Below are 18,607 nucleotides of genomic sequence, written 5' to 3'. Positions count from 1 at the left end.
ACTTCCTAACGTTGTAACAATAGAAAATTGGCGTAAAAATCGGGAATACCGCTTGCCATAATCGCATCGGCCGTTTCTTCGACCGGGTACGGCAATTTGATGATTTCTACGGTTACCGTTGTCGTTCCAATGTCCAGTAACAAATAGGTTGCCATGGATTCGCCTTCTTTGGAACGTCCCACCGAACCGCAATTCAAGGCCAGTTTTTCAGTAGCTTCTCCTGCTTTTATGTTTCGGATATACGATTGGTGCGTATGTCCCATAACCAAAATATCGGTATTTTCCTGCGCCATCATGTCGTACAGATCGGCCTCATTATGGTTTTCATAAATATATTCCTCGTTACTCCTTGTACTACCGTGTACCAGTAAAAGCGCAAGCTCGCGTTCCTGTTGCGTAAACGTCAGCCTGATTTTTTGTGGTAGCTTACTTAAAAAGTCTTTATTTCCGGGCGTAATGGTATCTCGGGTATGATCAACAGCTTGTATCCGTGCCTGGGTTTCGTCTTCGGAGTGTTTTTTCAACGGAATCACCGGATAATCGAAAGCAATGCGTTCGTCGTGATTTCCCATGATACAAGGAATGCGATGGCTTCGCAATAATTCGATGACTTCATTCGGCCAGGGTGCAAAATCGACCAGATCGCCCAAACAATATACCTGATCGGGTTTTCGCAGATCCAAATCGGTTAAAATGGCTTTTAAAGCCGGAAGGTTTCCATGTACATCACTAAAAATAGCTATTCTACTCATAGGCCTGGAGTTTACTACAAAGGTACAGCATTTGACAGTTTGGATATTAATTTTCCGATGATCCTCTTTTTATAACGATCAGTTACATTAATGGAGCGGCCAAACGTACCAGACGTTCTTTAAATTTTTGCATTCGGGATCGTTTTCGCCATTGTATCGGATCAATCTGCTCGGAATCGTCGAGATCTTTGTAAAACTGAGCGCGCAAAGCTTCCGCTATGGTCGTATCGTAAATAATCGCATTGGCTTCAAAATTCAGATCGAAACTCCTATAGTCCATATTGGCCGAACCCACCATACTAAATTGTCCGTCGCAAACCATTGTTTTGGCGTGTACAAAGCCTTTCTGATAGCGATACACCGCTACTCCGGCTTCCATCAGTTCCTTGTAATACGAAGCCGATACGGCATTGACTATTTTCGAATCGGAAATACCCGGCACCAATACTTTAACCGGAACACCGCTTAACGCGACGACCTTAATGGCATTTAACAGGGTTTCATCCGGAATAAAATACGGTGACGTTAACAACACTTCCTTTCGCGATACTGCAATGCTTTGCGCCATCGACAGCATAATGGACGGCATCTTCGAATCGGCTCCGCTCACCACCGTTTGTACAATCGTATTACCTGGTTTTTCGCGGTTTAATCCCGATGGGAAAAAGCATTCTTCCGGTTGTAAGGTTTGTCCGGATGCAAAATTCCAATCACTCAGAAACGTATATTGCAGGTTGTAAACGCCGGTTCCGGCTATACGAATACTGGCATCCCTCCAATAATAATCATTTTCAAACCGGGAATCGTTTATATAGCGGTCGCTTACATTGATCCCGCCTACATAACCTATTTTACCATCGATAACGGCAATTTTCCGGTGATTCCGGTTGTTAACACGATTGGCGAGCAATGAAAAAATGATTTTATAAAACGGATAGACTTCGACGCCGTTTTCCCGTAGCCGACGCGCCAGTTTTTTGATTCCGGAACTTCCAAAAGCGTCATAAACAAAGCGTACGGCTACACCTTCTCTGGCTTTTCGGATAAGCAGGTTGGCAATCGCATTTCCGGTTTCATCGTCTTCGTAGATATAGTATTCCAGATGGATGTTTTTTTCGGCCGCGGCTATATCGTCCAGCAATCGCGGAAATTTTTGTTCCCCGTTGATCAATAAGTCGACACAATTCGTATCGGAAATCAGGCTGTTTTCATTTTTTAAAACCATCTTCGCTACACTGTCGAAATTGCCAAAAGCTTCCGGTTTGTTTTGCAGTATCTTTCTGGAATTATCATTAACCGCCCGGATTACCTGCGCCAGTAAATTATCGTCTTTTATGATTTTTTTGGAATAGATTTCCCGTTTCCGGTAATTAAATCCGAAAGAAAAGTAAACAAAAATACCCGCTACCGGAAGGAAAGTAACCAAAAGCAGGTAGGCTGATGCTTTGGCCGGTGATTTGGTATTGTATATAACGATACAGCAAACCGCTATTACGATCAGGTAATAAATTGCTAAAAATAAGGTGCTCCACTGATTGATCAATTCTTCCAGAGTCATGAAAGCCGGATTTTACCTTAAATGTACCTTGTTTTCGTTACAGTAACAAATTTTAACAGGAAAAACAGAAATGCTATATTTGTGTAACTCCGGAATGTATCCCGGAAATCCGGATTAAAAGTAATTCTAACCGTTACTTCGCCATGAATAGTAAAAAAGTCATTTTATGGTTATTGGGAACCCTGCTGGTTTTGGGTATTGCCGGCTATGCTACTTCAAAAATCAGTCCGTGGCCTACGGCGCTTTTACTCCGCTATGCGTTTGATTACGGCGCCGATAAAAAGTCGGAAGCCTTGGAAAAATACGTTCCGGATCGTATTACCACAATACAGAATCAATGTTATGATCCAACCGATCCGGAAGCGCTTCTGGACGTATATTATCCCGAAAACCAAGTCATAAGCGCATCCATTGTCTGGATTCACGGTGGCGGATGGCTTTCCGGAAATAAAAAACAGGTTGCTAATTATTGTAAAATACTGGCCTCAAAAGGCTTTTCGGTGGTTAGTATTGACTATGCACTGGCACCATCTGTAGTCTATCCCGGTCCGGTGCGCCAATTGAATACAGCCTTGGACTATCTGATGCAAAACCAACAACGATTGCATATCCGCACTGCGAAAATGATTTTGGCAGGTGACTCGGCCGGAGCGCAAATCGCAGCACAAACCGCCGCTTTACTTACATCGCCGGAGTATGCCAAACTACTGGGGATTGTTCCAAAAACTCCGGTTTGTCCTATCGCCGGATTGGTTTTGTATTGCGGGCCATATGACATTGGAAAAACCGATGTGGAAACCGGATTTAAAGGGCTCGCCCGACCTATATTATGGTCGTATAGCGGTACAAAAGATTTTCTGACGGATGCTTATTTTAAAACCGCTTCGGTAAATCAATACCTCACAAAACATTTTCCACCAGCCTTTATTTCGGCCGGAAACGGAGATGATTTATTGTTTCAATCTCAGGTATTGGCTCGTCATCTAGGTCATTTGGGCGTTCCGGTCGACACCTTGTTTTTTCCGAATGCCTATACTCCGAAACTACCACACGAGTACCAGTTTGATCTCGACCATAAAGCCGGAACCACCGCTTTACAACGTTCTGTCCAGTTTATTACGAAGTTGCCGTAGCCGCGATCATAAAAAACGGGGTTGTATTAAAGGCATCAAAATCGGATTTTAACACGGCTTCCAATTCGATAATTTCCGGCGTTTTATCCGTTTCCTTTATTTTTTTCAGGTATTGCAACAGGTTATAACAAGTGGTAAACTGTCCGGTGGCGATAATACTTTCTTTTACTTTCTCGGACTGATGACGGGAATCGAACCATAAAGTCGTACTCATCGTACGGGCTTTTTCGGCTACTGCAATTAACTTTTGTGACGGATATAACGGATCGATGGAAACATCGTCGGTATTAAAATTGGTTCGGCTCAGATCGTAAATGGTATTCTGAATGACTTTATCGCGGTATTTTTTATCCGTAAACAAACGATCGTAATACATCCGTCGGATTTGTTTCAGATATACATCATTGGCCAAAATAAAGACCGATTTGGCTCGCGACAACAACATGTGCTTTAAAATATCAAAACGCAGTCGGTACAATATGCTGCTGTATTTTTTAAACACCGTATTCCAGGATCCGGTTTCGGAAGGTTTTCGGACCGCTTTTATCATTTTTGAAACCATAAATCCGATCACTACGGTCGAAAAAATTCCGGTCAGCGTTCCCACGATATAGTGCCACGGTTTCCAATTGTCAATCAAAACCAGCATCAAAGGAAGTACGCATGCCAGCAGAAAAAGCAGCGTTCCGATGCTGCGAAGCGAAAAACCATTATACCAACGGTTTTTATACACCGGCAACGTATAACCGTCCATCAGATAACTACTCACATCACAACTGATAAACAAATCGAATTTATCCGCTTTTTTCCGACGTTCATCCGCTTTTAAAAAAGACCCGATTCCCTGATTATCGGTAATTCCGCCGTCCATGATTCCGAATTGTTTTTGTTCGAAATTTTTATTTTTCAGGAAATCCACCCGGTTGTAATCCGACAGCGTATATTCGTTTTCTTCATAGGCAATGGCATTTTCCAACGCCTCTTTAGTCAGATTCGGACCTGTAAAGTCTTCCGGGAACAACATGGGTTCAAAACCGGACGGAAAACAGGACGAACAGGCTAAAATATCGGCCAATCTAAGCTCATCGGCTACGGTTTTTCCTTTTGGCGTAAAATAGATATAGCGGTTTCCAATTTTTCCACCTGATCGTTTTTTATCGGCATTTTGCGACTGGAAACGAAACGGTAATCCGTTTGAAAATTCGGTTGCATTCACGCAGATTTCCTCCAGGTGTACCGGTTTTTCGGATTTCGAAAACACTCCAAAGGTTTTTCCGGAAAACATCTTGTCGTATACCAGACTAAAAGCATTGATCAAATTACGACTCTTATGCGGTCGTTCTTTCCAGGAAGCGGCGTTGTCCAGGGTTCGGATAGCGTCACCCAAAAGTTGTTCACCTGTGAGCTGCTGATCCAGAAAGGCATAGAACTCATCAAACGTTTTCCCTTCGAATAGAAAAGTGCTGTAGGATAAATTGGTGATACTACCACCGGAAGTCGATGAAATATAACGGACATTATGCAATAACGGTTTTCCTTCGTATTGAATTCTGTTTAGATACGACAGACATCCCAGACTATAGGCTGCCGCGCGAAATCCGCCTCCGGAAAAGGCGAGTGCAATGTTTTTCATGGGTGTGGGTTTGGCCACGCTAAAATCATTATTTATGACGGAATACGCAAATCTTTACCATTATGTTTCCAACAATTACACAATTATCGCCGTATTTGTAATTATCTTAAAATAAAAATGAGCCATTACGGCTCATCTTATTGGTAGTACTATTCCGGATTTTTGTTATTCAAATACGATCGGTTTGACAGTGCGTTTGATTTTTACAATTTCAAAGGGTTGTGTAATCACGGTAGTCGCATCGCCTGTTTTGATATTGTCCAGATTAACCAACAGGTTTTGTTGGTTTTCGGCAATATCCGTGATATCGATTGTCCATCCGCCATTCATTTTAACTTCGTCAAAAATGGCCAATACCTGATATTGCTCAAAATCAACATCCGTTTGTGTAAACTGGTAGGTCGTATTATTAACGGCATCCATTGCTGCTTTTAGCGCATTCCATTCCGTTTGTGAATTGATCACTAAATTTTGCTGACCGATATTTTCGGAACTGCCGCCGTAAAGGTTTCCTTTTCCAACCAACTGGAAATTGACATTCTGTTCCTGTGGAGCGCTCGCAACCGTAGTCGCATCGTCACTACAGGCTACCAGTAGCAAACCTGTAAAAAGAAGTAGTATTTTTTTCATAGTCATTCGTTTATTAGGTTATTGTTGCGTATTCGGCACACTTCAAGCGCCAAAGTCTTTTCAAATTTAAATAAAAATAAATAAAACACTATCTATCAACACCTTAAAATTAAAACAATAAAAAAACCGGAATCAAGATCCCGGTTTTTATTTCTTTTTTATGCCAATTATTTTTTCAATTTATCCATAGCGTTTTTAGCATCTTCTTTCGCTTTTTCGGTTCCGGCTTTAACGTCTTCTGCCGCTTTATTAGCTGCATCTTTTACGTCCTGAGCCGCTTCAACTGTTTTGGTTTTTGCTGTTTCCCAAGCGGCTTTCGCTTTGTCTACAGCTTCCTGAGCCAGTTTTTCGGCAGCTTTGTCACCTTTAGCTTTTGCTTCTTCCAACGACTTCTCTGCAGCTTTTACGTCGGCCTCCAACTTCGCCATATCCGAGTTGGTGTCGGCTTCCATTTCAGCAGGTGCCGGTGGTGGCGCTACTTCCATTGTTTCTTCTTCCGGTTTTGGTGTTTCTTTTTTACACGATGTTGCGAATAACATTCCGCATACAGCAAGGGTTAACGTTAACTTTTTCATTAGTTATAATTTTAATGGTTGAAACTTACTCCTAAAATTATAAAAAAAAATAATTAACTCCGCTATTTTTTTAACTAAAAAAACTTTACAAAATTAAAACATAACCAAAATCACCTTACAAAAAATGCGTTTTTATCCGACTAAACCCAAGCTGTTTTATTTTTTTAACAAATCGGATGATCAAAAATAACCTCACAACGCTTCCAAATAGATCGGACAATTTTTTATCGTCTCGCATTTAGTTCGTATTTTTGCGTGCTTAAAATCTTTATCGGAAATGATTACTAAGCCATCCCACCCCATTTACAATATTCACTTCGGCTTGGTCTGCCTGAGCTCTTTATTATTTTCAGCCAGTTTTAATATGCTTATCCCCGAACTACCGGAATATCTGAGTAGTATGGGCGGTGCGGAATATAAAGGCTTGATCATCGCTTTATTTACACTTACTGCCGGTATTTCACGACCTTTTAGCGGTCGGCTTACCGATACCATGGGACGCGTTCCCGTTATGGCTACCGGTTCTATCGTTTGCTTTGTTTGTGGTTTCCTTTACCCGATTTTAAGTACGGTTTCCGGCTTTTTATTCCTGCGATTACTACATGGTTTTTCAACCGGTTTTAAACCTACCGCTACGGCTGCCTATGTGGCCGATATTATTCCGAGAGAACGTTGGGGCGAAGCGTTGGGATTACACGGACTTTGTTTTAGTACCGGAATGGCAATCGGACCGGCAATCGGGAGTTCGATAAAGCTCTATTTTTCGATGAATATACTGTTTTATGCCTCTTCCCTATTTGCGCTGTTATCGATCCTGATTCTGATGAATATGAAAGAGACACTAAAGGACAAAGAACGCTTTCGTTTTTCCATTTTAAAAATCTCTCGAAAGGATATTATTGCTATCGAAGTACTTCCGGCTGCTATTGTTACCTTCCTGTCTTATATTGCCTATGGCGCGATACTAACCCTTATCCCGGATTGGAGTCAGCATATGGGAATTGAGAATAAAGGTTTGTTTTTTATGGTGTATACGATCGCCTCTTTAGTGATCCGATTTATAGCCGGTAAAGCCTCCGATCAATACGGACGCATCCGCGTGATCAATATCGGACTGGTTTTACTATTTGTTTCGTTAGCCGTCATCGGTTATGCCGATACGTTTACCGGATTGATGATCGGTTCTTCTATTTATGGTATCGCAACGGGTATACTATCACCGGCTTTAAATGCCTGGACCGTCGATATGAGTCATGTTGATCATCGCGGAAAGGCCATGGCTACGATGTATATCGCACTGGAAGCCGGTATTGGTCTTGGTGCGCTTTGTGCCGGATGGTATTATCAGGATGTCATCGCTAAAATTCCAATCATTATGTATACCACAGCCGTAATGGCGGTTATTGCTTTAGTCTATATGTTGTTGCGAAAACGGTCACAATTGGCCTGATTGCTGGTCAATTAATGCTAATCGCCCGACTATCGTCCTTGAATCTAAAATGGTTCCGGGTGATAAAACTGCGTTCGCTCCAATCTTAGAATAATCGCCGACTAAAGCACCGAATTTTTCGACTCCGGTTGCCTTGTTTTCCACGCCTATACGAACCGTTATTTGTTTGTCTTCCCGTTCGTTATAATGATTCGCGATCACGGATCCGGCCTCGAAATTCACATAACTTCCGATAATACTATCGCCTATAAAGTTAAAATGAGCCGTAGCCGAACCGGGAAGTAGCATACTGGTTTTGATTTCGCATCCCGGACCAATTTTTACCGATTCGGCCAAAAAAACACCGCCGCGTAAATAGGCATGTGCGCCAACAAAACAGTTTTTTGAAATCAGAATTGGTCCTTTTAAAATCACCCCCGTTTCGATAACCGCTGTTTTATGGATCGCAATTGTGCCGTCGATATAATATTCTTCCTCCGGTAACGCATTAATCCAGTTTTGTACGATTTCCGGAATTAGCGGTGTTATTTCCCACGGAAACCGGTTTTCGTATTCCGGAAAAATGGCTTTAAAATCAAGGGCATAATCGAATAATTTCATGGTCTTTTGCGGTTTTATCACTACAAAAATAGGCGAAACACCATTTCCAAATACTAATTTTAAATTAAAAGTATTGCGAAATAATACCAATCGGTATATATTTGTTTTTTATCCGTACGAATGGGCAAAGCTGAAAAAACCAGACAATTTATTATCGAAAAAACCGCTTCGGTCTTTAATTCCAGAGGATTTTGGGGTACTTCTTTACAGGATCTTACCAGTGTAACCGGTTTGACCAAAGGGAGTATTTACGGCAATTTTAAAAACAAAGACGAGGTTGCGCTGGCCGTTTTGGAACACAATCTGAATAAAGTGAGTAGCCTTGTGATCCGCGCCATTGCTGAACAAAAGAGCTATCGGGACAAATTGTTATGCTATCCGGATTTATACGAAGATTTCGCCAAGCACGATTTCCCGGCTGGCGGTTGTCCGATTCTGAATACTGCTATCGAAGCAGACGATACGCATCCGGCGTTAAAAGAGACGGCTAAAAATGCCTTATTATATTGGAAAGATTCCCTGACGTATCTTATCAACAAAGGAAAAGAAAAAGGCGAATTCAAACCCGAAACCGATGCCGAAGAAAATGCATTGGCAATCATCGCATTGATCGAAGGTTCTCGTATGATGATCAAACTAACTGGAAAACTAAACCATAATCGCTCCGTTATGCATACGCTGCGAAAACTAATACTGGAACTCTGATTTTTTTTATTTAAAAATATACCAATCGGTATAAAAACTATTTTATGAAAAATGTAAACATCATCTTAGCCCGACGTACTCCTATAGGAGGATTTCAGGGTAGCTTATCGGCATTAAGTGCCACCGAACTAGGTAAAATCGCCATAAACGGACTTGTAGAACAAAGCGGAGTACCGCCAACTGCCATTGATTCCGTCTATTTAGGAAACGTCCTTTCTGCCAATCTGGGTCAATCGCCAGCCAGACAAGCCGCATTAACCGCCGGAATTCCGGACAAAACAGATTGTACAACAATCAACAAGGTTTGTTCCTCCGGTATGAAAGCGGTTATGTTGGGCGCACAACAAATCCAATTGGGAATCGATCAAATTGTATTGGCCGGAGGCATGGAAAGCATGAGTAATGTTCCGCATTATATCCAACACCGAAAAGGTACCAAAATGGGACACGATACTCTAACCGACGGACTTTTAAAAGACGGACTAACCGATCCGTATCATCATTTTCATATGGGAAATGCCGCCGAAATCTGCGCCCGAAAATTCAATATCAGTCGGGAAGCACAGGATGCCTATGCATTGGAATCCTATCGCAAAGCGACTGAAGCCACGCAATCGGGTAAATTCAAAAAGGAAATAATTCCGATCACGTTACAAGACAAAAAGGAAACCCGGATTATGGATCAGGACGAAGACATTTATAAAATCATCCCGGAAAAAATCGCAAAACTAGCCCCTTCATTCGAAGAAAACGGCACCATAACCGCTGCGAATGCGAGTAATTTAAACGATGCCGCCTGTGCTATTTTACTGGCTTCCGATGAGGCGGTGGCGCAATACAATCTAAAACCCGTAGCCCGAATTATCGGTTATGCCGACGCAGCACAAGCTCCGGAATGGTTTACCACTTCGCCTTCGCTTGCAATTCCAAAAGCCTTGGAACAGACAAATCTGACCTTGGATACGATCGATTATTTTGAAATCAACGAAGCCTATTCGGCTGTGATTCTGGCCAATCAGCAAATACTAGGTCTTGCGCCCGAAAAAGTAAACGTATACGGTGGCGCGGTGGCTATGGGGCATCCCATCGGAGTTTCCGGCGCCCGAATCATCACAACTTTGATCTCCGTTTTGGAACAGGAAAACGGCCGTTATGGTGTCGCTGCAATCTGTAATGGCGGTGGTGGTGCATCGGCAGTAGTTCTCGAAAAACTTTAATCTTATTTTATCCTATGAAAAACGACGCTTTTGAATTTTTAAAACAACATATTGGCAAGGAAGTCAGTACTTCTCCATCTCCTTTTATGAACTGGCTTCGACCAACGATGCTTGAAGTCGAAGAAGGCAAACTGGTTTTCCAATACACGATACGTCACGAAATGACGAATCCGTATCGCACGTTACACGGTGGTATTATCGCCGCCATAATAGACGATGCGATCGGTGCGACGCTGATTTCCTATAATGAACCATATTTTTATCCGACGATTAATAATGTGATCGATTATTTTGCTTCGGCACGCGAAAACGATGTTATTATTGCCGAAACAGCCATCAACAAAAAAGGAAAACAAATCGTAAATGCCCAATGCGAAATCTGGAATCACGATAAAACCCGACTCTTAGCCAAAGGATATACCAACTTGTTGCGTACCGATATAAAATAAATCACAACACTTACTTACTAATAAGTAAAATTTATATCTTTGTCCCGATGAAGGATACCCGATCCCATATTATCCGGCTTGCCGACGAATTGATCCGGTCAAAAGGCTATAATGCATTTAGTTATGCGGATATTTCCAAAGAACTGAACATTAAAAATGCGGCCATACATTACTATTTTCCCTCCAAATCGGATTTGGGCGCAGCTGTAATTGATCATACAACGGAAAAGTTTTTGGAAACCATTGCCGCATGGGAATCATTACCGTATGAGACGCAACTGCATCAGTATACCTGTATGCATAATAAAACCCGTGAAAATCGATGGGTATGTCTTATGGGTGCTTTGTCCCCGGTACACGATACCTTATCGCCCGAAATGCAGCAAAAGCTAAAAGAAATGGCCGAAAGTATCCTTCAATGGCTCACCGGTTTACTGGAAAAAGGCAAAGCCGATGGTAGTTTTCATTTTACGGAAACACCAAAAGCAAAAGCCTATTGCATTCAGTCGTCGTTATTGGCTTCTTTGCTTTTAAACAAGGTATTGCAAAACGATGTTTGCCAGGTGATTCAGCAAAATATTCAGGAAACGTAGATTTTTAAACATACTTATCAGTAGAAAACCATTAATAATGAAAAGAGTTGTAATTACAGGACTTGGGGCGCTTACCCCAATTGGAAATACGGTAGCCGAATTCTGGAACAACAGTATCAAAGGAATTAGCGGAGCCTCCAAAATAACGCGTTTCGACGCTTCGAAATTCAAATCGCAGATTGCCTGTGAGGTAAAGGACTTTACACCTTCGAATTATCTGACCCATAACGAAATCAAGCGTAGTGACTTGTTTACACAGTATGCTTTATATAGTGCCGCTGAAGCAATGGAAGATTCCGGATTGGATTTAACCACTATCGATCCGTTTGATATTGGGGTGATTTGGGGCGTTGGACAAGGTGGAATGGAGACGTTCGAAAACGAAGTACGCGATTATACTTTAGGCGACGGTACACCTCGTTTTAGTCCGTTTTTTGTTCCGAAATTGATCATCAATATGGCATCGGGAATGATCTCGATGAAATACGGATTACGCGGAATCAATTATACGACGGTTTCGGCTTGTGCGACGTCTAATACCGCGATCATGGATGCGTATAACTATATCAAACTGGGTAAAGCCAAAATATTTATCACCGGAGGTTCGGAAGCACCGATTACGCCAGCTTCCATGGGTGGTTTTTCGGCCCTTAAAGCCATGTCGACCCGCAATGATGATCCGGCAGCGGCAAGTCGCCCTTTTGACGTGAATCGCGACGGGTTTGTGATGGGTGAAGGTGCCGGAGCCTTAATTCTGGAAGATTATGATCATGCGGTAAAAAGAGGGGCTAAAATTTATGCGGAAATCGTAGGTGCGTCAATGACGGCCGATGCTTATCATATGACATCACCGCATCCGGAAGGAATCGGTGCCGCTAAAGCGATGGAGTTGGCTCTTGAAGAAGCGCAATTGACTCCGGATCAGGTGGATTATCTGAATATGCACGCGACTTCCACTCCTGTTGGTGACGTGAGTGAGTTAACCGCTGTTAAAAAAGTATTTGCTAACAGTCCGAATCTTAGCGTAAGCGCAACCAAATCGATGACCGGGCACTTATTAGGTGCTGCCGGTGCGATCGAAGCCATACTATCGATTAAAGCGATTAATCACGGTATTATTCCGCCAACCATCAATTTAGATGACGTTGATCCAAATATTCCGGAAGGCATTCATATCGTAGCGAATCAGGCACTTGAGAAAAAAGTGGATGTTGCTATGAGTAACGCATTCGGTTTTGGTGGTCATAATGGAATTGTGATCTTTAAAAAGATATAATCTTATTTTTCACACCTGACAGGTTTTTGAAACCTGTCAGGTGTAGCACGTAATAAAAAAAGCTGCTTTGATCAAAGCAGCTTTTTAGAAACCTGTCAGGTGTAAAACAAAAAGAGGCTGGAATTTCCAGCCTCTTTTCTCTTTATTCTTTCCTCTTTATTCTCTTTCTATTTCCGTTTATAATCGAACGTTGCCGGGAATTTCCGGGTTACGATATTCGGTTCGGACAATATCTTTTTTTCATATTTCGGACTGATCTGTTTGTCCATATAGGTCTCCTCTTTAAACTTTTTATGTTCTATAATAGCCGACACTTTTACATTCACATCGATAGGCTGTACGTAGTTGTCATTTTTCAACATCACATAAAATTTCCCCTGTAACATTCCCAGTTCGGTAAAGCGTTTCGAGGTTGCAATTCCTTTTCCGAAATCGTAGGATTTAATCGGTTTTCCCTGAAGGTATAACTTTTTGTTCTCTTCGTTTACCAAAGCATATTCCACGTCTTCCCCAATAGACGGCAACGCCAAGTTGGTCACCGCTCCGGCCGCAAGTCCACCTAACGGACTGGTAAAAATCGTTGTCGCGCCCTGAACAGCGCCTACGATAACCTTACGGTTTTGTTGCCAATAATCATTGCTTTCTTTTCCAACGCCAACCCAATATGCCCAGGCCACTACTTTTTTGGTTTCGTCTGCCGTAATGGTATTCCCCGGTAGTGCAAAAAAGATCCCCGATTGACTCGGATCCAGACTTGTTTTGGCACTCACCCGCTGACTTTTGTCAACCACCATTTCCTCATATTTCTTTTCGAAAGTAACTACCTTTCGGGTTTTACGAACATATAACGTATCATAACCCACCACAACTTCTTTGGTAAACGAATTCCAGGTCGTGTCCTGTTCCGTTACCCATTTGACCGTCGTATTGAAATTCCGGTTTTCTTCAGTTGCCGGTATACGTTGTATCAATACCGAAAGCTGTTTGGGTTCCTTATCGGTATTTTTAAAAAGGAATTTATAAACCCCTTTATGATTCACCACAATGGCCTGTTTTTTTACTTTTTTGACATCCATCGCTTTAAATTTAAGGATGTCCGGAAATTCCGAAACCGATACTTCGTTTAGCTTTTTTCCATTTTCCTCTTCAAAAGTGAGCAAAATCTGATCACCTTCGGCAAAACCGTATACCAATTCTTCTGTTGTGCCGGGTTTTACCTGTATGGCGATTTCGGCAACTGTACTATTTTTTTGTGCAAAAAGAACGTTAACTGTCAATAAAAACAGTAGGGTAATTTTATTCATCTGTTCGTTTGTTATCTTTTATTTTTCAAAACCATAATCGCGTTCCACTTTGGCAATACGCACTTTAAAAACGCGATACCAGTCGGTACGTCCTTTTTCGCGGGCAATGGTATGTTCGACATTTTTTTTCCAGTGGGTAATCGCTTCCAAATCGGTCCAGTAGGAAACCGTAATCCCAATCGCATTTCGTGCCGATTCCACTCCTAGAAAACCGGGTTGCTGTTTGGCAAGTTCGACCATACGATCGGCTGTTAGGCCATAATCGTCGTCAATTTCCGTTCGTTCGGATGTAAAGATCACCGCATAATACGGCGGTTCCGGTGTTTGTGCGATCATTTTAGTGTTTTTTAGCTTCTTCCCAGAAAACATCCATTTCGGCCAGGGTCATATCGGCCAGCGGTTTTCCCATTTCGGCGGCTTTACTTTCGAGATACTGGAAACGTTTGATAAACTTTTTATTGGTTCGCTCCAAGGCATCTTCCGGATTTACATTTAGAAAACGAGCATAGTTGATCATCGAAAACAACACATCGCCAAACTCGGCTTCAACCTTGTCCTGATCGCCTTTTTGGACTTCAACCTGCAATTCTTCCAATTCCTCTTGAACCTTATCCCATACCTGATGCGGTTCTTCCCAGTCGAAACCGACTCCTTTTACCTTATCCTGAATCCGACTGGCTTTTACCAATGCCGGCAGACTTTTAGGTACGCCTTCCAAAACGGATTTCTTACCTTCTTTGAGTTTTAATTTTTCCCAATTCTGTTTGACCTGTTCTTCGTTTTCTACGACCGTATCGCCATAGATATGCGGATGTCTATCAATGAGCTTGTCACAAATGGAATTGGCTACATCGCCGATATCGAATGCCTCTTTTTCACTTCCGATTTTAGCATAGAAAACGATATGCAACAAGACATCGCCCAGTTCTTTTTTGATTTCGTCCAGATCGTTATCCAGAATCGCATCGCCCAGTTCATAAACTTCTTCAATCGTAAGATGGCGAAGGCTTTCCAGCGTTTGCTTTTTATCCCAGGGACATTTTGCCCGTAGGTCTTCCATAATATCGAGTAAGCGATTAAAAGCGTCCAGTTGCTGCTGTCGTGTATTCATAGGTTCAGAATTTGTGTAAAAATAAGAAATCCCGCCCGAAGGCAGGATTATTTTATAAGTGTTTCAGCAATTATTCTTCAGTAGCTGTTTCTGTTTCAGCTGCTTCGGCCGGTGCTTCTTTCGACACCAATCCGTTAGCCTGTAACATGTTGTACCAGTTCAATACTTTTTTAATATCGGAAGCATATACTCTGTCTTCGTCAAATTCCGGTAATACTTCTCTGAAATAGGTTTCCAATGTTGCGTTATCTTCTTTGTGTGAAATCGCAGGTCCGTTGTCTTCTTTTTCAGCAATTGCTCTGAAAACTTCTGCCAAACGGATTTCTCCATCATAGGTATAGATTGAAATTTCAGACAGTAAACTTACATTACTACGTAAACCAACCGTGATTTTTTTACCGTCTAATAATGATTCGGCTACAAATCCGGTTCTGGTTTGTAATTTTAATGCGTATAAACCTGGTTTTCCTGAAATTGCTAATATTCTTTCGATGCTCATTTTTCTATTTTTTTAAAGGATGACAAATATCTAATCTTTGAATTGAAAAACAAAAATTATCGCCCTTTTTTGGCAATAAATTTCATTTTATAATCCGGACGCGTTTTGCCTTCCATAATGTTTTGTAATTTTTTTGAAATTAATCTTTTTTTCAAGGACGAAATTTTGTCCGTAAACAATATTCCTTCGATATGATCGTATTCGTGTTGGATTACTCTGGCAATCAATCCGTCGTACACGTCGGTATGCTTGTTAAAGTCCTCGTCGTAATATTCGATTGTGATCTGTTCTTTACGGAATACATCTTCCCGAACATCCGGAATACTCAAACAACCTTCGTTGAATCCCCACTCTTCGCCTTCTTCTTTTAAAATTTTGGCATTGATAAACGTTTTGCGGAAGTTTTTTAACAGTTCCTGTTCTTCCTGCGTCAGATCTTCACTATCGCTAAACGGTTCACAATCGATGATAAAGATGCGAATCGGCATTCCTACCTGCGGCGCGGCCAAACCAACACCATAGGCATTATACATCGTATCGTACATGTTTGCTATCGTTTCTTTCAATTTCGGGTAATCCTGCGTCACTTCATCACATACTTTGCGCAGTACGGGATCCCCATATCCGATAATAGGTAAAATCATTATTCTTATTTTAAAGGATTTACGTGGATTAAAAGCAAAAATCATACCCTTAATCCGTGCGCAAAAGTAATGATTTTTTACAGATTCCGATACCGATTCTCCGGATTTGACTTTTTTTAAACATTTTTATGCAAAATCATTCTTAATTTTATGCTTACTTTTTTTACATTTTCTACCTTTGTTTTTAACACTGTGACAATGCTATATCAAATTAGAAAATTCATCGACAGTACCAACTTCACGAATGCTTTTAAAGTTACCCTTGCCGCTGTAATTCCATTTATCGTTTTTGCCCGACTGGATTATTCCAGCATTGGCTTTACCGTTGCATTGGGAACGATTATGGCTTTTCCGAGCGATATTCACGGGAATCTGAAACACAAAATAAACGGTTTGCTGGTTGCGGTTTTCCTCGGTGCGGCCTGTACCTTATTGATCAGCGCCTGTAGTCACCATCCCTGGGTTTTATATCCGGTAATGGGTATTACGTTGTTTTTCCTTTCGATGTTATCGGCCTACGGACAACGGGCAAATCTGGTTTCGTTTTCCGGACTTATTGCCATCGCACTGGCTTTTAGTCACGATTATAAAGGTTGGGATTTGATCATGCATAGTGTATGGATTGCCGTTGGCGGTCTTTTTTATATCCTGATTTCACTGCTTTTCTATTTTATCCGCCCGAAACGCTATGTCGAATTACAGACCGTAGATTGCATCCGACTCACGTCCAAATACCTGAAATTGAGAGGTGATCTTTGGAATATCGACGCCAACAAATCCAAAATCATCGAAAAACAATTGCACTTACAGGTTGAAATTAATGCGATTCACGAGAACCTGCGCGAGTTTTTAATCCGAAACAACAGCTCGTCCAACTCGAATCATAACCGTAAGATGCTGATCGTTTTTACCACAATGGTCGATATTCTGGAATTGGCTTTATCAACAGCATTCGATTACGATAAATTACATAAAAAGTTTGCCGAACATCAGAAAGTACTGGCAACCTATCAGAATCTAGCGTATAATCTTGCCGCCAGCCTGAAGAAAATTGCCCGAAGTATCGAAAAAGGCACCAAATATACGTCCCGACATTCGTTACTGGAAGATCTGGAAGCCTTACAAAGAGTTATCGCGGCCTACGAACAAAACGTAGGCAAAGTCGAAGCTTATGAAGGCGTACTGATGCTCAACAATATGTTGCATTATGCCGAACGTCAGATTGAAAAAATCAAGGTATTGGAACGTGTTTTTTCCGATTCCATCAACCTTCAGGATTATAAAAACAGAAATAAGGACATTGAAAAATTCCTGACACCACAAAATTACCGTTGGAATACATTGGTCGAAAACCTGAGTTTTTCCTCTACTTTTTTCCGCCATTCCCTACGGATGACGATTACGTTGTTACTGGGATATATCATCGGACAGTTTTTACCGTTCCAGAATCCGTATTGGATTCTGTTAACGATTGTCGTGATCATGCGTCCGGGTTACGGGCTTACCAAACAGCGTTCGATCGAACGGATATTGGGAACCGTTTTAGGAGGTATTATCGCTTTCGGTTTTCTGTATATCACCAACAATCATACGATTTTAGGCGTTTTATGCGTGATTTCGATGCTTTTGGGCTTTACATTTTCAAATACCAATTATAAGATCGGGGCAACTTTTGTTACGATTTATGTGATTTTTATTTACGGGATATTAACTCCAAATGTAAACGAAGTAATTCAATACCGTATTCTCGATACGCTTGTAGGTGCGGTACTTTCCTTTACAGCAAGTTACCTGTTATGGCCTTCCTGGGAATTTCTAAACGTGCGGACTTTCCTTGAAAAAGCGATTGCCGCCAACCGGGAATACCTACTGGAAATCAGTGTTTTTTACAATAAAAAAGGCGAGGTAACCACGTCGTATAAACTGGCGCGGAAACATGCTTTTATCGAAATCGGGAACCTGATGGCTTCGTTTCAGCGTATGATTCAGGAACCGAAATCCAAACAACGTCAGAAGTCGCAGGTTTTTAAACTGGCGGTACTCAACCATACCTTATTATCGTCACTGGCATCGATAGGTACTTATGTCCAATCCCATAAAACCACCAAGGCTTCGGAAGCTTTTAATATCGTGGTCAATACCGTGGTTCGAAATCTTGATCAGGCGATTGCCGTATTGAATAATACGAAAAGTGATTTGCTTTCGGAAGAAGAACGCACCAAACTGGAAGTCAGTTTTTCAGAATTAAAGAGCATTCGGGCCAAAGAGCTTCACGAAGATCTGGAAAATGATGTCGATTTTAAACTAAAACTGGAAGAAGCGCAATTGGTCATCGAACAGTTAATCTGGCTGACCAACCTTTCGGAAAATATTTTAAAAGCTACTATTGCACTAAAAAATAAAAATGTAGAATAGAAGTTAGACCTGACAGGTTTTTGAAACCTGTCAGGTCTGGAAAAATACCAACAAAAAAACGGT

Annotated in this window: 19 protein-coding genes; 8 read left to right on the top strand and 11 right to left on the bottom strand. The window is 41.6% G+C overall.

Annotation, left to right across the window (positions count from 1 at the left end):
- Positions 1-5: 5 nt before the first annotated feature.
- Together Q1R07_RS05020 and cls are read right to left on the bottom strand one after the other, a co-directional pair.
- Positions 6-752: a metallophosphoesterase family protein gene (locus Q1R07_RS05020; protein WP_300486668.1), complete on the bottom strand. Its 747-nt coding sequence runs from the start codon at positions 750-752 to the stop codon at positions 6-8.
- Between the two features lie 82 nt (positions 753-834).
- Complete coding sequence (gene cls / locus Q1R07_RS05015; RefSeq protein ID WP_300486665.1) at positions 835-2,310, bottom strand: cardiolipin synthase; 1,476 nt, start codon at positions 2,308-2,310, stop codon at positions 835-837.
- A gap of 143 nt (positions 2,311-2,453) precedes the next feature.
- On the opposite strand from cls, the gene Q1R07_RS05010 reads away from it, so the two are divergent.
- Positions 2,454-3,443, top strand: a complete 990-nt coding sequence (locus tag Q1R07_RS05010) for an alpha/beta hydrolase (RefSeq protein ID WP_300486662.1) — start codon at positions 2,454-2,456, stop codon at positions 3,441-3,443.
- Here the strand turns inward: Q1R07_RS05010 and Q1R07_RS05005 are convergent.
- The 3 genes from Q1R07_RS05005 to Q1R07_RS04995 all read right to left on the bottom strand — a co-directional run bounded on the left by Q1R07_RS05005 (position 3,427) and on the right by Q1R07_RS04995 (position 6,281).
- Positions 3,427-5,076 carry a patatin-like phospholipase family protein gene (locus Q1R07_RS05005; RefSeq protein WP_300486659.1) on the bottom strand — a complete coding sequence of 550 codons (1,650 nt, stop codon included), beginning with the start codon at positions 5,074-5,076 and terminating at the stop codon, positions 3,427-3,429. The two genes, Q1R07_RS05010 and Q1R07_RS05005, sit on opposite strands and share 17 nt — an antisense overlap.
- A 165-nt stretch (positions 5,077-5,241) precedes the next feature.
- On the bottom strand, positions 5,242-5,706 hold the full coding sequence (locus Q1R07_RS05000) for a protease complex subunit PrcB family protein (RefSeq protein WP_300486656.1): 465 nt from the start codon (positions 5,704-5,706) through the stop codon (positions 5,242-5,244).
- A 167-nt stretch (positions 5,707-5,873) separates the two neighbouring features.
- Positions 5,874-6,281, bottom strand: coding sequence for a hypothetical protein (locus tag Q1R07_RS04995; RefSeq protein WP_136402666.1), 408 nt, complete (start codon positions 6,279-6,281; stop codon positions 5,874-5,876).
- 277 nt (positions 6,282-6,558) lie between these two features.
- On the opposite strand from Q1R07_RS04995, the gene Q1R07_RS04990 reads away from it, so the two are divergent.
- Positions 6,559-7,731 carry an MFS transporter gene (locus tag Q1R07_RS04990; RefSeq protein WP_300486649.1) on the top strand — a complete coding sequence of 391 codons (1,173 nt, stop codon included), beginning with the start codon at positions 6,559-6,561 and terminating at the stop codon, positions 7,729-7,731.
- On the opposite strand, the gene Q1R07_RS04985 is transcribed toward Q1R07_RS04990, so the two are convergent.
- Positions 7,717-8,331 (bottom strand): LpxA family transferase, encoded by a 615-nt coding sequence (locus tag Q1R07_RS04985; RefSeq protein ID WP_300486646.1) that lies wholly within the window; start codon positions 8,329-8,331, stop codon positions 7,717-7,719. The genes Q1R07_RS04990 and Q1R07_RS04985 overlap by 15 nt on opposite strands.
- Before the next feature lie 120 nt (positions 8,332-8,451).
- Between Q1R07_RS04985 and Q1R07_RS04980 the strand changes: the two genes are divergently transcribed.
- From Q1R07_RS04980 to fabF, 5 genes are read left to right on the top strand one after another with little or no spacing between them, the layout of a single operon-like run.
- The gene (locus tag Q1R07_RS04980; protein ID WP_300486643.1) at positions 8,452-9,036 is read left to right on the top strand and encodes a TetR/AcrR family transcriptional regulator; all 585 of its coding nucleotides are present in this window, start codon (positions 8,452-8,454) and stop codon (positions 9,034-9,036) included.
- Between the two features lie 44 nt (positions 9,037-9,080).
- Positions 9,081-10,253 carry an acetyl-CoA C-acyltransferase gene (locus tag Q1R07_RS04975; RefSeq protein ID WP_300486641.1) on the top strand — a complete coding sequence of 391 codons (1,173 nt, stop codon included), beginning with the start codon at positions 9,081-9,083 and terminating at the stop codon, positions 10,251-10,253.
- Positions 10,254-10,267: 14 nt separating this feature from the next.
- The gene (locus tag Q1R07_RS04970; RefSeq protein WP_300486638.1) at positions 10,268-10,702 is read left to right on the top strand and encodes a hotdog domain-containing protein; all 435 of its coding nucleotides are present in this window, start codon (positions 10,268-10,270) and stop codon (positions 10,700-10,702) included.
- Between the two features lie 47 nt (positions 10,703-10,749).
- Positions 10,750-11,295, top strand: a complete 546-nt coding sequence (locus Q1R07_RS04965; protein WP_300486635.1) for a TetR/AcrR family transcriptional regulator — start codon at positions 10,750-10,752, stop codon at positions 11,293-11,295.
- A gap of 37 nt (positions 11,296-11,332) precedes the next feature.
- Positions 11,333-12,571 (top strand): beta-ketoacyl-ACP synthase II, encoded by a 1,239-nt coding sequence (gene fabF, locus Q1R07_RS04960; protein ID WP_300486632.1) that lies wholly within the window; start codon positions 11,333-11,335, stop codon positions 12,569-12,571.
- 167 nt (positions 12,572-12,738) lie between these two features.
- Here the strand turns inward: fabF and Q1R07_RS04955 are convergent, their stop codons facing one another.
- The 5 genes from Q1R07_RS04955 to def all read right to left on the bottom strand — a co-directional run bounded on the left by Q1R07_RS04955 (position 12,739) and on the right by def (position 16,129).
- Positions 12,739-13,875, bottom strand: coding sequence for a hypothetical protein (locus tag Q1R07_RS04955; protein WP_300486630.1), 1,137 nt, complete (start codon positions 13,873-13,875; stop codon positions 12,739-12,741).
- A gap of 18 nt (positions 13,876-13,893) precedes the next feature.
- The gene (locus tag Q1R07_RS04950) at positions 13,894-14,211 is read right to left on the bottom strand and encodes an antibiotic biosynthesis monooxygenase (protein ID WP_300486627.1); all 318 of its coding nucleotides are present in this window, start codon (positions 14,209-14,211) and stop codon (positions 13,894-13,896) included.
- 1 nt (position 14,212) lies between these two features.
- On the bottom strand, positions 14,213-14,986 hold the full coding sequence (gene mazG / locus Q1R07_RS04945) for a nucleoside triphosphate pyrophosphohydrolase (protein WP_300486626.1): 774 nt from the start codon (positions 14,984-14,986) through the stop codon (positions 14,213-14,215).
- A gap of 70 nt (positions 14,987-15,056) precedes the next feature.
- Positions 15,057-15,485 carry a DUF5606 domain-containing protein gene (locus Q1R07_RS04940; protein WP_300486623.1) on the bottom strand — a complete coding sequence of 143 codons (429 nt, stop codon included), beginning with the start codon at positions 15,483-15,485 and terminating at the stop codon, positions 15,057-15,059.
- Positions 15,486-15,541: 56 nt separating this feature from the next.
- Positions 15,542-16,129 (bottom strand): peptide deformylase, encoded by a 588-nt coding sequence (gene def / locus Q1R07_RS04935; protein ID WP_300486620.1) that lies wholly within the window; start codon positions 16,127-16,129, stop codon positions 15,542-15,544.
- 198 nt (positions 16,130-16,327) lie between these two features.
- Between def and Q1R07_RS04930 the strand changes: the two genes are divergently transcribed.
- Positions 16,328-18,544 carry an FUSC family membrane protein gene (locus tag Q1R07_RS04930; protein WP_300486617.1) on the top strand — a complete coding sequence of 739 codons (2,217 nt, stop codon included), beginning with the start codon at positions 16,328-16,330 and terminating at the stop codon, positions 18,542-18,544.
- The last annotated feature ends 63 nt before the right edge of the window (positions 18,545-18,607 follow it).

Source organism: Flavobacterium sp. (assembly GCF_030146175.1).
In the GTDB taxonomy this organism is placed as follows: Bacteria; Bacteroidota; Bacteroidia; order Flavobacteriales; family Flavobacteriaceae; genus Flavobacterium.
This window is presented reverse-complemented; position numbering and strand designations above follow the sequence as displayed.